General features: G+C 63.0%; 13 protein-coding genes. 2 read left to right on the top strand and 11 right to left on the bottom strand.

Annotated elements, in window-relative coordinates; all coding sequences use genetic code 11:
- The first annotated feature begins 152 nt into the window (after window positions 1–152).
- On the top strand, window positions 153–1,058 hold the full coding sequence (gene galU, locus FJV77_RS06500; protein ID WP_142866020.1) for a UTP--glucose-1-phosphate uridylyltransferase GalU: 906 nt from the start codon (window positions 153–155) through the stop codon (window positions 1,056–1,058).
- Here the strand turns inward: galU and FJV77_RS06495 are convergent, their stop codons facing one another.
- The gene (locus tag FJV77_RS06495; RefSeq protein ID WP_142866019.1) at window positions 1,059–2,840 is read right to left on the bottom strand and encodes an outer membrane beta-barrel protein; all 1,782 of its coding nucleotides are present in this window, start codon (window positions 2,838–2,840) and stop codon (window positions 1,059–1,061) included.
- A 150-nt stretch (window positions 2,841–2,990) separates the two neighbouring features.
- Here FJV77_RS06495 and FJV77_RS06490 point away from each other — a divergent pair, with 150 nt between their 5' ends.
- Complete coding sequence (locus FJV77_RS06490) at window positions 2,991–3,992, top strand: KpsF/GutQ family sugar-phosphate isomerase (protein ID WP_142866018.1); 1,002 nt, start codon at window positions 2,991–2,993, stop codon at window positions 3,990–3,992.
- Between the two features lie 85 nt (window positions 3,993–4,077).
- On the opposite strand, the gene FJV77_RS06485 is transcribed toward FJV77_RS06490, so the two are convergent.
- The 10 genes from FJV77_RS06485 to FJV77_RS06440 form a co-directional block, all read right to left on the bottom strand.
- The gene (locus FJV77_RS06485; RefSeq protein WP_142866017.1) at window positions 4,078–4,542 is read right to left on the bottom strand and encodes an NfeD family protein; all 465 of its coding nucleotides are present in this window, start codon (window positions 4,540–4,542) and stop codon (window positions 4,078–4,080) included.
- A 52-nt stretch (window positions 4,543–4,594) separates the two neighbouring features.
- Window positions 4,595–5,545, bottom strand: a complete 951-nt coding sequence (locus FJV77_RS06480) for an SPFH domain-containing protein (protein ID WP_112559280.1) — start codon at window positions 5,543–5,545, stop codon at window positions 4,595–4,597.
- A gap of 158 nt (window positions 5,546–5,703) precedes the next feature.
- Window positions 5,704–6,756 (bottom strand): ferrochelatase, encoded by a 1,053-nt coding sequence (gene hemH, locus FJV77_RS06475; protein ID WP_142866016.1) that lies wholly within the window; start codon window positions 6,754–6,756, stop codon window positions 5,704–5,706.
- Window positions 6,757–6,887: 131 nt separating this feature from the next.
- Entirely contained in the window at window positions 6,888–8,915 is a 2,028-nt protein-coding gene (locus FJV77_RS06470) for a bifunctional UDP-sugar hydrolase/5'-nucleotidase (protein ID WP_142866015.1), read from the bottom strand.
- A 203-nt stretch (window positions 8,916–9,118) separates the two neighbouring features.
- Entirely contained in the window at window positions 9,119–9,496 is a 378-nt protein-coding gene (locus tag FJV77_RS06465) for a hypothetical protein (protein ID WP_142866014.1), read from the bottom strand.
- Window positions 9,497–9,675: 179 nt separating this feature from the next.
- Window positions 9,676–11,121: a homospermidine synthase gene (locus tag FJV77_RS06460; RefSeq protein WP_142866013.1), complete on the bottom strand. Its 1,446-nt coding sequence runs from the start codon at window positions 11,119–11,121 to the stop codon at window positions 9,676–9,678.
- A gap of 133 nt (window positions 11,122–11,254) precedes the next feature.
- On the bottom strand, window positions 11,255–12,181 hold the full coding sequence (locus tag FJV77_RS06455; RefSeq protein ID WP_142866012.1) for a DUF3445 domain-containing protein: 927 nt from the start codon (window positions 12,179–12,181) through the stop codon (window positions 11,255–11,257).
- A 51-nt stretch (window positions 12,182–12,232) separates the two neighbouring features.
- Complete coding sequence (locus tag FJV77_RS06450; RefSeq protein ID WP_142866011.1) at window positions 12,233–12,895, bottom strand: aminotransferase class IV family protein; 663 nt, start codon at window positions 12,893–12,895, stop codon at window positions 12,233–12,235.
- Entirely contained in the window at window positions 12,844–13,986 is a 1,143-nt protein-coding gene (locus FJV77_RS06445) for an aminodeoxychorismate synthase component I (protein WP_142866010.1), read from the bottom strand. Before FJV77_RS06445 ends, FJV77_RS06450 begins: the two co-directional genes overlap by 52 nt.
- A gap of 165 nt (window positions 13,987–14,151) precedes the next feature.
- Window positions 14,152–14,889: a proton-conducting membrane transporter gene (locus FJV77_RS06440; RefSeq protein ID WP_142866009.1), complete on the bottom strand. Its 738-nt coding sequence runs from the start codon at window positions 14,887–14,889 to the stop codon at window positions 14,152–14,154.
- Window positions 14,890–14,967: the final 78 nt, after the last annotated feature.

The following is a 14,967-nucleotide window of genomic DNA, read 5'->3' as shown; positions in this document are numbered from 1 at the left end:
TTAGTTTACCATAGGTGGCGCCTGGAACGAAAAGACAGCAGGATGCTTTACCGGTTGATGTTTCCCTCAATCGCCCGATAATCCTCAATTCCGGCGTGAAAATGTCGCGGGCCGGGGATTGCGGAGCAGGCTCTCAAACGGATAATTGACGCATGAAGCGAGTTCGCAAGGCAGTTTTCCCGGTCGCCGGTCTCGGCACGCGGTTCCTCCCGGCCACCAAGGCCATCCCGAAGGAAATGCTGACCGTCGTCGACCGGCCGGTCATCCAGTATGTCGTCGATGAGGCGCGCGAGGCCGGCATCGAACATTTCATCTTCGTCACCGGCCGCAACAAGGCGGTCATCGAGGACCATTTCGATATCCAGTTCGAGCTCTACGACACGCTCGCCCAGCGTGGCAAGGACGAGCAGCTGGCCCGCCTGCAACGGCTGCAGCCGGCACCGGGGCAGACCTCGTTCACCCGCCAACAGGTGCCGATGGGGCTCGGCCACGCCGTCTGGTGCGCGCGCGAACTGGTCGGGGATGAGCCCTTCGCGCTCTTGCTGCCCGACATGATCATGCAGTCGGAAAAGAGCTGCATGAAGGCCATGGTCGAACTCTATGAGGAGACCGGCAACAACATCATCGCCGTGCAGGAATGCGATCCGGCCGAAACCCACAAATATGGCATTGTCGGGCGCGGCGAGGACACCCATCACGGCTTCCGGATCACCGAGATGGTGGAGAAGCCGAATGCCGGCACCGCGCCGTCCAATCTCTACATCAACGGCCGTTACATCCTGCAGCCCGAGATCTTCACGATCCTCGAAAGCCAGGAAAAGGGCGCCGGCAACGAGATCCAGCTCACCGACGCGATGCTGAAGCTGGAAAAGCAGCAGCGTTTCTTCGGCTACCACTATCAGGGCCGTACCTTCGACTGCGGGTCGCCGGAAGGATTCGTCGAGGCCAATGTCGCCTTCGCGCTGTGGCGCAGCGACATGAACGAGAACATGGCCGGCGTCATCCGCACGCTGCTCGACGAGATGAAGCCCTCCGAGCGCCGCGGCGCTGCCTTCTAGCTACCGCTGCAATTTCAGCCCGAGGTAGACGCTGTTGGCGGTGTAGTTGCGCCCGGGCAGATTGCTGGTCAGCTTCTCGGTGCGGGCGCGGCTGGTGAGACCGACATAGCGGTTCAGCCACCATGTCAGCCCGGCCTCGGCGCTCAATGTCAGGTCGTGCCCGTCGGAACCGGTGTAGTCGCGCCAGTCGAGGCCAAGGGCGGCGTTGCCGGTCAGGTCGGCGCGGATCTGCCGCTCGCCGGTCAGGCGGCCTGAATAGAGGAGGTCGCCGCTCTCATTGGCGGTCGTCGTGCCTTCGATCATGGTCTGCGCGGTCAGGCCGATGATGGTGCCGCGTTCGGGCGACCATTTGAGGTCGGCATTCACCGACGCCCCCGAATTCGCCTCCAGCCGGTTGTCGTCGATCGCTTCCCGGAGCCAGCCGGCCGAGAATTCGCCAGCCAATTTCTCGCCCATGTCCACTTCGACACCGGCGCGCGCGCCAAGCCGTGTCGACGACCGTTCAAAGCCGCTTGAATCGACGCGCAGATCATAGGCGCGTCGGCCGACTTCGACTTCGGCGAAAGGCGTGATGGCGGGCGAGATCTCGTAGCCGGTGCGCAAGGTCGCGGTGTAAAGCGTGGAATCGCGATCCTTCTGCGACAACACGGTGCCGTTGGTCAGCTTGGCGTCGCCATAGATATCGTGGGAGACCGCGCCGGTCAGCGCGAAGCGCAGCTTGCCGACGTCCTTCTTGACGGCGAGGCTGCCGTCGACGGTCTGGCGGATCGGCTGTGAGGTGACGCCGGCAATGGCGTCGGGCGAGGAGGCCGATTCCGGCGCAATCTCGTAGCCGAGTTTGGCGATGGCGCGCAGCTCATTGTCGAGGTCGACATTGAGCGTGCCTTCGATACGGCCACGCCCCTCATTGATCTTCTGGCCCGAAATGCTGTTGCGGAAGTTGCCGTAACCGTCGATGACGGCCGAATTCTCGCGCCAGTCGGAGGCGGCGGAGAAACGCAGCGCCGTTTCGGACAGCACCGCCGACTTGCCGCCGGAGCTGGAATCGGCGTTCGACGTGACGGTAACGCCCTGCTCCAGCGTCGGCCGCAGCAGGAAGGAGCCGACCTTGATGCCGGTTGCCGCGTACGGGTCGTCCTCGGGCTTCTTCTTCTGACCCTCGATGGCATCGGTGCGCTCGGCGCCAGGGTCGAGCTTCTGCCGGTCGACGCTGTCAATGGTGAGGGCACGGCGGTTGGCCGTATCCTGCTCGGTTTCGTCTGCTGCCGTACCGTCCGAAGTCGTTCCGGTGGTGGTCGGGTCCGTGGTTCGACCGGGCTTCTTCTTGTCGACAGCCTTGGTTTTGTCCTTGGTCTTGTCCGCATCGGCGGCGCGTTGTTTTGCCGTCGATGGCCGGCGTGGCTGGACGGTTGGCGGCTGATCGGCGAACGAGTCGTCGGTGGCTGCCGGCGGATCGAAAATGCTGTTTGCACCGGCCTGTGACGGGTCGGTTTCATCAGGCAAGGCGCCATCGCTGGCCGGCACATAGGCGGTTGGCGTGTTTTCCGCGGGGGTGGTGTCGGCAGGCGCCGGCTTGACCTGCGTGTTGGCCTTGCTCAATTGCCTGGCCCGGCGCTGCTGGTCGGACAGAATCGCCGATTCCGAGACTTCACCGCGCAGCTCGGTTTCCTGGGCATGAAGCGCGGTTGGCCGCAGCAGAGCGAGCACGCTTATTGCCAGAATCAGAGCGCAAAAGGCTCCGCCCGTTCGACCTTTTTTCTTTTGAGGCTGGGCCCGCGACATCGTCACCACTGCTTGCGCGGCGCAAGCGCGCCATACTTACCGAACCGTAAACGGGGATGGTTAACGGAGGGTTGAAGGGGTGCCTGTCAGACCTGGCCGGACGGCAATTCTGTTGGACAGGCGAACGGCAACGCGCTAAGCGCATCAGCCATGCATGCGGGATCTCCAGAAAAGAAGCCTTTGGACAGCCAGGCTTCGATCGCCTCGGCGCTGAGAACGGTAGCCACGGAACAGGCCGGCGTGGCGGCGTTGGCTGCCGCGCTGGAAAACGGACTGGCCGAACCCTTCGCCCACGCCGTCGACATTATCTCGCGCATCGATGGCCGGGTCATCGTCACCGGCGTCGGCAAGAGCGGCCATATCGGCTCCAAGATCGCGGCTACGCTGGCCTCGACCGGCACGCCCGCCTTCTTTGTCCATCCGGCGGAAGCCAATCATGGCGACCTCGGCATGATTGCCAGGGATGATGCCATCATCGCCATGTCATGGTCAGGCGAGAGCAAGGAATTGATGGGCATCGTCGCCTATTCCAGGCGCTTCTCGATCCCCCTGATTGCCATTACCTCCGGCGCGACTTCGGCGCTGGCACGCGCGGCTGACGTGGTGCTGCTTCTGCCGCAGGTGCCGGAAGCCTGCCCGCACGGCCTGGCGCCGACGACATCGACGCTGCTGCAACTGGTGGCCGGCGATGCGCTGGCCATCGCGCTGCTGGAAGCGCGCGGCTTCACCCCCGACCATTTCCGCACTTTCCACCCCGGCGGCCAGCTCGGCGCCAATCTGACTCTCGTCTCCGAGATCATGCGGGTCGGCGACCAGATTCCGCTAGCCGTGCTTGGCACCAAGATGCCTGAAGCGGTCATGACGCTGTCGAACAAGAAAGTCGGCTGTGTCTGCGTCGTCGACGCGAAGGGCGAACTGGTCGGGATCATCACCGACGGCGATGTCGCGCGCAATTTGCATCGCAACTTGGCCGATATCGCCGTGGACGACATCATGACCCGCACACCGAAGACGGTCGATCCTCAGACTCTGGCCGGCACGGCGATCGCGCTTCTCAACGAATACAATATCGGTGCGCTGGTGGTGACCGAAAACAGGATGCCCGTGGGGGTGATTCACTTCCACGATTTGCTGCGCATCGGCGCGGCCTGAGGAAGCTCAAAGCGCGTCGCATTGGGGTGACCTACGCGACGCGCTTCGATTTTTTGCCAAAAATGCGCAGCGCGCTTTTGGGTGTTCAGACAGCCTCGACCGTCAGTTCCAGATCGGTGTCGGCCGAACTGACGACGCGCACCTGCGTGCCGGCCGGCAGGTCAGGGCCGGAGACGCGCCACAGCGTGTCACCGAGCTTTATGCGGCCTCGGCCATCCTTGATCGGTTCGGCAAGGGTAGCCATCTTGCCGACCATCTGCGCGCCGCGGCGGTTGAGCAGCGGCTGGTCGGTCGCGTCATGACGCCCGCCAACCAGCTTCTTGCCGGCGAAGGCCGAGACCAGCGACAGCGCCAGGAAGGCGAGGACCTGGACTTCCCAAGTCCAGAAGCTTGCGTCCCAGATGAGCAGGCAAATCAAGCCGATCACCAATGCGGCGATGCCGATCCACAGCATGAAGATGCCTGGCGCTATGACCTCCATCACCAGGAGGACGAACCCCAGAACCATCCAGTTCCAAGGGCCAAGTTCGGAAATAATGCGGTCGAACATGGGAGTGTGCTCCTATGATCTCAGTTCGCTCGATCTCAATTCTCGCCAGGTCTCAGTTCTCGCTTGGGCGAACCACCGGAGGGCGGGCAGCCTGCCGCGCGGCGCCGGCGGTGCCTTCGCTGCGGAACACCTCTTTGGCGATCTCGCTAATGCCGCCGAGCGTGCCGATCAGCGCCGAGGCTTCCATCGGCATCAGCACGACCTTGCTGTTGTTGGCGGTGCCGATCTTGCCCATCGCTTCGGTGTATTTCAGCGCCACGAAGTAGTTGAGCGCCTGCACGTCACCCTTGGAGATGGCCTCCGACACAACCTGGGTAGCGCGGGCTTCGGCCTCGGCTGAGCGTTCGCGCGCCTCGGCGTCGCGGAAGGCGGCTTCCTTGCGGCCTTCGGCCTCGAGGATCTGCGACTGCTTGAGACCTTCGGCGGCAAGGATCTGCGCACGCTTGTTACGTTCGGCCGTCATCTGCCGGCCCATCGATTCGATGAGGTTGGCCGGCGGATTGATGTCCTTGATCTCGACGCGGGTGATCTTGATGCCCCACGGATGCGCCGCCTCGTCAACGACGCGCAGCAGCCGCTCGTTGATGGCGTCGCGGTTGGACAAGAGTTCGTCGAGGTCCATAGAGCCCATCACGGTACGGATGTTGGTCATCGTCAGGTTGAGGATGGCGTTCTCCAGGCCGGCGACCTGATAGGCGGCCTGCGCGGCATTGAGGATCTGGTAGAAGGCGATGCCGTCGACACCGACTATGGCGTTGTCGCGGGTGATGATTTCCTGGCTCGGAACGTCGAGCACCTGTTCCATCATGTTCATCTTGGCGCCGATACGGTCGACGAACGGCACGATGAGGTTGAGGCCGGGGCTTAGTGTTTTGGTGTAACGACCAAAGCGCTCCACCGTATAATTGTAACCTTGCGGGATTGTCCGGATGCCTTTGATAAGAAGCACCAACACCAGAAAGGCAAGCGCACCAATCGCAATACCGAAACCACTGAAGTCCATTTAAATCTCCCTCAGATGCCGGCCATGGCGTTGATTCCATGCAACCGACTTCACCAAACACTTAGTTGTGTTTCAATAATGTTACAATTAGGTGATCGCTGATTATTAGTGCGTAGAATACCGCAACAGTGGCGATCGATCGCTACAACGCAGCGGGCTCAGGCCCAGCCCGACAGTTCGCGCCGCACCATCGCCTCGATCACCGCCATGCCTTCTGCGCTGTCGTTGAGGCATGGGATGTGGGCGAATTTCTCGCCGCCGGCGTGATGGAAGGTCTCGGCCGCCTCGCGGCCGATTTCGTCCAGCGTCTCGATGCAGTCGACGGAAAAGCCGGGATTGACGATGGCAATCGATTTCACGCCGTCCCTGGCCAGTTTCTCGACCGTCTTGTCGGTATAGGGCTGCAGCCATTCCTGTGCGCCAAAGCGCGACTGGAAGGTGATGATCAGCTTCTGTTCGCTCCAGCCGAGCTTTTCGCGCAGCAGTCGCGTCGTCTCCAGGCAATGCGCCTGATAGGGATCGCCCTTGTCGGAATAGGGTTTGGGGATGCCGTGATAGGAGGTGATGACCACCTCCGGCTGAAAGTCGAGCGTCGCCAGATGCCGCTCGATCGAACGGGCAAGCGCCTCGATATAGACCGGCTCAGCATAGTAGGGCGGCACGCTGCGGACCGCCGGTGCCGCCCGCATCTTCATCAGAGCGCGAAACAGCTGGTCGTTGGCGGTCGCGGTGGTGGTCGCCGAATATTGCGGATAGAGCGGGAAGGACAGGATGCGGTCACAGCCTTGCGCGACCAGCCTTTGCGCGACGCTCTCGGTCGACGGGTTGCCGTAGCGCATCGCCCAGTCGACGACGACATCGGGCAGGTCGCGAAGCGCCGCCGCCAGCTTCTCGCTCTGGGCTCGCGTGTAGGTGCGCAGCGGCGACTCGTTCTTCTCGCGGTTCCAGATCCTGGCATAATTGGCGCCGGACTTCTTCGGTCGCGTGGTCAGCACCAGGCCATAGAGGATCGGGTACCAGATCGCCTTGTTGAGCTCGATGACGCGCGGATCGGACAGGAATTCCCGGAGATAGCGCCACATCGGCTTGAAATCGGTGCCGCCGGGCGTGCCGAGATTGACCAGCATGACGCCGATCTTGCCTGCCTTTACCGGCGGATGTCCGGCCGGCAGCGGGCCGAGCGCTTTCGCTGCTTTGGGATCAATCGTCATGGCAATTCTCCGGACACGGCGCGAAACTAACGGCGCCGCGCCGGTTTTCAATGCCACGTCTGGCCGCACCTTGTCCGAAAAAGCAACACCCGCCCGGCGGACCGGGCGGGTGTTGCGGATTTCTACCGGCTCTAATTAGCAGCCGGCGGTATGGTCAGGGTTGCGCCGACCGGCAGCCGGCGTGGCTCGTAGCCCTTGTTGGCCTCGGAGATCACCTTCCATTTGGCGCCGTCGCCATAGGCCTTCTTGGCCAGGTCCCAATAGGTATCGCCGGCGACGATGACGTGGCTGGCCTCGGCCGGCTTTGCCGGCGCGGCGGGGGCAGGCGTTGCGGGAGCAGAGGCTGCTTCAGCCGGTTTGGCCGGTTCGGTAGGCGCTGCCGGGGCCGTTTCCGCCGGCACACTCGGCGGGGTGGCGGATATGTCGCCGGAGCCTGCCGGCAACGCTGGCATCGCCGGCTCCGCCTCGGCCGGTTTTGCCGGCTCGGCCGGAGCAGGTGCCGGTTCGGCAGGCTTAGCCGCCTCTGCGGCGGGCGCCGCTGCTACGGTCGCGGCGATTTCGGTGATGCGGCCGTCGAGCTTCGGCGTATAGGGCCGGTGCGCGGCGAGATAGTCAGCGACCACCTGTTCGAGGCCAGGGCCGTAGTCATAGGCGTTCTTGGCCTTCTCGGCGAAGACCTTGTAGCCGTCGCCGCCCTGGCGGACATAATTGTTGGTGGCGACCAGATAGTCCTTGTCCGGATTGATCGGCGCCCAGGCGCCGCCTTCCATCACCTCGACCGACTTGACGCGGCCGGCATTGGGCGCGACCGACTTGTCGAAGGCGTATTTGAGACCTGCCACCTGCGGGAAGCGGCCGGCGCCGTCCTCGACCTGGCTGACGCCGTTTTCCAGCCCGGCAACCAGATCCTTGCCGGAAATCTGGAAGGTCGCCAGCGTGTTCTGGAACGGCAGCACGGTCAGCACCTCGCCCATGGTCACGGTGCCCTTGTCGATCGAGGCACGCAGGCCGCCGCCATTGGAGACAACGATCTCGACGCCCTGTCCCTTGACGCGGTCGAGGATGGCGTCGGAAACGAGGTTGCCCATCGCGCATTCCTTGGTGCGGCAATTCTCACGGCTGCCGTCGACGGCCTCGGTGGTCTCGGCGACTTCCTTGTTCTTCAGCGCCTCGATCGGCGCGCCGAGTTCCTTGATACGGGCAAGCACGGCGGGATCAGGCGTGATCGACTTGTCGAGGAAGATCGGGTCGCCGCTGGCTTCCTTGACGTTGCCATTGGCGTCGAACACGACCTTGAACTCGCCGAGATATTTCGAATAGGAGGCCGCCTGCACCACCGGCACCTTTGAGCCGTCGGGGTTGTCGACCATGGTCGGGTAGGGGCCTTCCGCCTTCGGATCGCTGTTGGACAGAAGCGAGTGGCTGTGGCCGCCGACCACCACGTCGATGCCGGGGATTTTTGCGATAACATCGCGCTCGCGCCTGTAGCCGATATGGGTGACGGCGATGATCTTGTTGACGCCTTGCGCCTTCAGCTTCTCGACCTCCGCCGTGATCGACTTGACGTCGTCGGCGATGGTGATGTTGGGGCCTGGCGAGGCGAGTTCCGGCGTGTCATTGGTCACCGCGCCGATGATGCCGATCTTCTGGCCGCCGACCTCAAGCACGATCGACGGCTTGATCTTGCCAGCGGCGCCGGACTTGTCGTTGGGCAGGACATTGGCGCTGACGACCGGGAATTTCGCCTTGTCGAGGTAAGGCACCAGCGCACTCTCGCCATCGTCAAACTCATGATTGCCGAGCGTCACCGCGTCGGGCTTGATCTGATTAAGAAATTCCTCCTCCGCGGCGCCCTTGTAGGTGATGTAGAACAGCGATCCCTGGAAGCTGTCGCCGGCATTGAGCAGCAGCACGTTCTGGCCTTCGAGCTTCTTGCGCTCCTGCGCGATGGCGGTGACCAGCCGGCCAGCGCCGCCAATGCACTCACCCTTGGTCTCCTCATCAGCCGAGCACGTCGACTCATATTTGTTGTTGCCTTCGATGCGGCTGTGCCAATCGTTGAAATGCAGGATGTTCAACGTGTAGTCGGCAAAGGATGGCACGGCCGACAGGCCGAGCGTCGAGGCAGAAAGGGCGGCAATCGCGGCGAGCTTCTTCATCTTCGTCTCCCGGATGGATCTGATCAAAGCCGTTTAACGCTCTTGCTTGACTGCAGGATAACAGCCAGCTTTCGGTCATGTTCCCATCGCGGTTATGGCGATGCAAGAAGAATCAGGGCGGGCGAAATCGGCATCGGTTTGCCGGCATAAGAAAGGCGGCGGCATCGCGCCGCCGCCTTCTCGCAAGGCCATATGAGATATGCTCAGCTGCGCCTGGTCAGCACGAAGTTCTGGCCAGCGGAGCTTGTGCAATTCAGCTGGTTGATCGACACCAACAGGCAGTTGAAAGCGATCGGCTGCTGCCGGATCAGCGAAGTGCCGTTGATCTCAACCGAGGTGGCGCCAGTCTTGGTATAGCTGCCATCAGCGAATTTTTCGCCGGTCTCTGCCGAAACGGTGGTGAAGACGCCGCCGTTCAATGTCGAGACCGCCTTGCCTTCGGCGTTCAGCCAGGACCCTTCGACGCCTCGCGCCTGCGATGAGATCGGTGGCCCGTCGGAACCGCCGGTGGTGCAGGCGGCAAGCATCGTCGCAAGAGCGCCCGCCGCGCCTGCTGAAAGAATTTTGCGCGCAATCGTCATGTGAAATCCTCTCCCTGGCGCATCGGCCCCAATCGCAGTGGAAGGCACGATGTGCGTGGCCTCAAGTTTCCCGAGCGTTCCCACGTGCCCCAAATGGGCGCACGCTGCTCTCGTCCGCATCCCTTCAATCACCCGATTTCCGGGCGATTGCAAGGCAGTGAGGCAGGGGTATGGAACCGCTATCGGACGAGGATGTTGCGGAATTGCCACGGGTCGTTTTTGTCGAGGTCTTCTGGGAAGAGACCCGGACGGTTATCGAGCGGCGTCCAGTCGGTGTAATAGCCTTTGACCGGACCGAGATACTGGGACTGCACTTCCAGGCACCGCTTGTAGTCCATCTCGTCGGCCTCGACGATACCGGCCTCCGGGTTTTCCAGCGCCCAGACCATGCCGGCGAGAACGGCCGAGGTGACCTGCATGCCGGTGGCGTTCTGGTAGGGGGCCAGCTTGCGGGCTTCGGCCAGCGACAGCTGCGAGCCGTACCAGTAGGCGTTCTTGTCGTGGCCGTAGAGCAGCACGCCGAGTTCGTCGACACCATCGACCAGCTCGTTTTCGTCAAGCACATGGTGGACCGGCTGCGGCTTGCCGGCGGCGCCGAACATTTCGTCCAGCGACAGCAGCGCGTCGTTGCAGGGATGATAGGCATAGTTGCAGGTCGGGCGGTATTGGACCTTGCCCTTCTTGCCGCGCACGGTGAAGAAGTCGGCGATCGAAATCGCCTCGTTGTGGGTTACCAGCAAGCCGTATTGCGCGCCCGGCGTCGGGCACCATGAACGCACGCGGGTGTTGGCGCCAGGCTGTTCCAGGTAGATCGCAGCCTTGGAGCCATCCTTGTGCTCCTTGCCGTTCTTCGGCATCCATTTCTCATGCGTGCCCCAGCCAAGCTCGGCCGGCTGCAGCCCTTCCGAAATGAAGCCCTCGACCGACCAGGTGTTCCAGAACACGTTCATCGGCTTCGGCTTCTTGGTGCGCTGGGTGTCGCGCTCAGCGATGTGGATGCCCTTGACCCCGGCCTTTTTCATCAGCCTCGCCCAGCAGTCGCGGTCGTCCTGCGCCGGTTCGGAAAATTCGAGGCCGAGGTCGCCGGCGAGGTTCAAGAGCGCCTGCTTGACGAACCACGAGACCATGCCCGGATTGGCGCCGCAGGTCGAAACCGCAGTCGCGCCGCCTGGCTTGTCATGCTTCTCCTTGATCATCGCTTCGCGCAGCGCGTAGTTGGTGCGGCTGGCATTGTCGGCCTTGGCGTCGAAGTAGAAACCGAGCCACGGCTCGACGACGGTGTCGATGTAGAGCACGCCGAGCTTGCGGCAGAGCCGCATCAGGTCGACCGAGCCGGTATCGACCGACAGATTGACGCAAAAGCCCTGGCCGCCGCCATTGGTCAGAAGCGGGGTCAAAAGCTTCTTGTAGTTCTTCTCGGTCACGTGCTCCTGGACGAAGGCGATGCCGCGCTCGTCGAGCAGCTTGCGGTCGGGGTCGAGCGGGTCGACGACCGTCATGCGCGACTTGTCGAACTTGAAATGGCGCTCGATCAGAGGCAGCGTTCCCCGTCCGATCGAACCGAAGCCGATCATCACGACAGGGCCGGTGATTTCACCGTAAACGGGCCAGTTTTCATTCGCCATTTTATCGAGCACTCCTTCAAAAAACCGGGGAAACTGGGGCAAAACACGCGCAAAAACCGGGCATTTTTGCCCGGTGGATATGCGCTACATCACAGATCATTGTCACAAACCAGTGAAAAGCGCCAACCGCCCGCTAGGCAGCATTGGCCATGTGGTTAAGGAGGACGACCAGCCGGTCGCGGTCCGATGTCATGCCCTTGTAGTCGAGTTGAGCCTCATCCAGGGCCAGCAATTGCGCCGCGAAAGATGCGGCAAGCGTTGCCCGATCAGGATGCCGCGCCAGCACCTTCAGCGGGTCGAGATGGATGCGGATGGTGAACAGGATATCGCGCGACACGGGCAGTTTGCGCAGCGTTTGGCGCTCGACGCGGATGAAGGCGTGCGCGTTGACGTCGCCATCCGGAAAGCGCGACGAGCGGCTGGTGGCTCGGTCGATGCGCTCGACATTGGAGAGCGGATGATAGAGCGCGTCGTCGGCCTGGATCGACCAGTTGAAGCGCTCGACGGCCTGGCCCTGCAGGCCGTCGAACATGCGGTTGATGAGCTCGGCCGGCCTGGTGCCCGGACCGAAGCCCGGCACCGGTGCGTGGATCTGCTGAAGAGGCAGCCCGAATTTTTCGAGCAGTGACCAGGATGATGGGAAGCACAACGAGCCGGCGGCGAGCCGCCAGCCGCTGTCATCGCGGCGCATCAGGATCAGGTCTTCCTGGACGAGCAGCGAGGTTGCGACCAACGGGGCGTCGCTGAAGACATCGGCTCTGTTGCCTTCGGCGCCGATAACCTCGATGCCGGCACTGGTTTGCCGGTACGTTCCAGGAAATGTCGACAGCAGATGGGCTTCTATGAGGTCGCGCACTTCGCGCTGGGCGTCGCGCGTGCCGTTCTCCTCGACGAACACCTTGCCGGGAATTTCGGCATAGAGCCGGCGCTTTTCGGCGAGATGGTCGATGAGGTGCCCGTCGACCTCGATCCATTTGTCGAGCTCAAGCGGCTTCAGCCCGATGGTGAAGAGCTTTGAGGAGCCATCATAGGGCGTGTGAGTGGGCAGGCGAGAATTCATGCTTGGGTGAGGGTCCAGTCCGGTGGCGGTCATTCTCGCAGCAACTTCGTATCAGGCCAATGTTGCCGGGATCAATCCGCGCAGCGAATTGCCGACGAAGATCGCCTTCGCCGACTTTAACTCGTCATAGCTGTAGATCGCTTCCTGGACGCGGCCTTCATCCAGAAGCTCGGCGCGCAATACGCCAGGCAGCAGGCCGCAATCGAGCCGGGGCGTCATCAGCACGCCGTCACCGAAATCGGCGAAGACATTGGTGATCGTGCCTTCGCATATTTCGCCGCGCTCATTGGCGAGCAACACCTCGTCGGCCTGGGTGACAAGATATTCAGACCGAGCATGGGTGTAGCGCTGACGCCGGCTGGTCTTGTGGCGCAGCAGCGTGTCGGTGGAGGAGAGCCGCACCCGCGCCAGCTGCAGCCGCCAGACCTTGTCGGCGGCGAGCGGCTCGTAAGGCTGGCCCGAGGCGGTCACCTCGCCGTTGCGCTGCAGGACAAGACGGGTGCGCAGCGCCGTCTGCTGCGCCCCGACAGTGTTCGCCAACACCTGGCCGACTCGCTGCGGATCGCAGGCAAAGCCCAGTTCTTCCGCCGAGCCGTAGAGGCGCGCGAGGTGGCGCTCGAAACGCAGGAAGCCCTGGCCGGGCTGCCAGCGCATGGTCTCGATCAATTCGAAGTCGGCGGTGTTCCCGTCGCGAAGCGCGCCTTCAGCAGACACTCCTGATACTCCTCCTCAGCCGTCGAATCGAAGACGACGCCGCCGCCGACATTGTAGATGGCTTCGCCACTGGAAAAGAGCGAGATGGTGCGGATCGCCACCGAAAAGCGCATCGTGCCGCCGGGCGCGATCCAGCCGATGGCGCCACAATAGACGTCACGAGGCGTGGCTTCCAGATCGTGCAGGATTTCCATGGCGCGGATTTTTGGCGCGCCGGTGATCGAGCCGCAGGGAAACAGAGCGGCGAAGATCTGGCGGATGCCGAGATCGGGCAACAGCTTTGCCCTGACGCGGCTCACCATTTGGTGGACGGACGGGTAGCTCTCGATGCGGAACAGTTCCGGCACCTCCAGCGTGCCGACCTCGCTGATCAGCGAGATGTCGTTGCGCAGGAGATCGACGATCATCCGGTTTTCGGCCTGGTTCTTTTCGTCATTGCGCAGGAAGGATTTCAGCCGCGCGTCCTCGGCCTTGGTCGCGCCGCGTGGCGCGGTGCCCTTCATCGGATGGGTTTCGATCATGCCTTCGGTGTCGATCTCGAAGAACAGTTCGGGCGAGCGCGACAGTACGATTGGATCGCCGAGCGAAATAAGCGCGCCATACTTTACCGGCTGGCGTCCGGTCAGCGCGTCGAAGGCGGCCAGCGGGTCGCCGGACCACTGCGCATGGACTGGAAAGGTCAGATTGCCCTGGTAGCAATCGCCCTTGCGGATGTGGTCGTGAAGGCGCGTGAAGCGGTCAGCATATTCCTTCTGCGACCATGACGCTCTTGCATCGAAGATCGGACCATTGGTCGCCACGCCACCCTGCGGTACCGCCTGTTCATCCGGGGCGTCGAAGACACCGAGGCAGACCAGCGGCGCGCGCCGGCCCTCGGGCAGCAACGGCACCAGCTTCGGCTCGAGCAAATAACCCGCTTCATAGGAGAAATAGCCGGCCAGCCATTTGCCGGCGTCCGATGCCGCCTGCGCGGCCGCGAGCGCCGGCAGAAAATCCTCGACCTCATGGGCGACGATGATGTCGGCCGGGCGGTCGAAGACCAGCTGGCGGCCGCTTTCATCGTTGCGGAAAATGGCGGAGGGCAGGGGCATGGGGCTCGGATGCTGCGGTCGATGACGCCAGAACCGCTCTATATGGGGGGCGCGCGGCGTGCAATCGAGGGAGCGGCGTCGCAGGGCGCAAAGACGGTGGCGCTTGCGAAAACAAAAGCGGCGCCCGGAGGCGCCGCTCTGTCGGGCTTATTGCCGATGATCAGATCAGGTGTTGTTGGCGGTCCCGGCGGTCGGGAACTGGCGCGCGAATTCCTTCTCGTCGCCGGCAGCAAGCAGCTTGGCCTGCTCGATCCACTTTTCGCGCGCGATGCGGCCGTCGAAATTCAGCGTGTCCTCAATGCGCTTGACGTCGGCCGCCGTCCAGGCGGCGATCTGGGCGTAGGTCGTGACGCCAAGGCCCTTGAGCAGTTTGTCGTTGACCGGTCCGATGCCGATCAGGCGACGCAGATTGTCGGCCTTCCCGGCTGCCGGGGTGGCCTTCTTCGGGGCTGCAGCCGGCTTTGAAGCGGCGGGCTTCGGAGCGGCGCTCGCCTTGGCAGCCGCCGGTTTGCTGGCAGCCGGTTTGGCGGCGGCGGATTTGGCCGAAGCTGGCTTGGCGGCGGGCTTTGCCGCGGCGGGTTTGGCGGGCGCGGCCGGCTTGGCCGCCGGAGCGGACTTGGTCGTTGCGGGTGTCGAGACCAATGCGGCCGGCGCCGAGCTGGAAGGTTTGGCCGATGGAGTAGACGTTTCACGCAGCCGGCGTTCGAGATCGGCGCGGGTCTTGCCGCAGGCGTCGAGTTCGCCGGTCAGGCGATCGGAATCGGCGCGCAGCCTGTCGCGCTCGCTGCGGGTGCGGTCGAGGTCGCCGCGCAGGCTGTCAAGCTCACCGCGCAGCCGGCCCCAGATAAACCAACCAACCAACAAACCTACAAGGAACGCCAGGACAATGTAGAAGAAGGTCATCGTCTCTCTCCAGTCGGATCCGTCCGCCGCCGTCTCAAGTCATGACCTTGGCAGATCGGATCATCCATTGGTGGTTCG

The sequence above is a fragment of the Mesorhizobium sp. WSM4306 genome (genome assembly GCF_007003975.1).
In the GTDB taxonomy this organism is placed as follows: Bacteria; Pseudomonadota; Alphaproteobacteria; order Rhizobiales; family Rhizobiaceae; genus Mesorhizobium.
The sequence above is the reverse complement of the archived record's forward strand: the minus strand, read 5'-3'. Positions and strand labels throughout refer to the sequence as shown.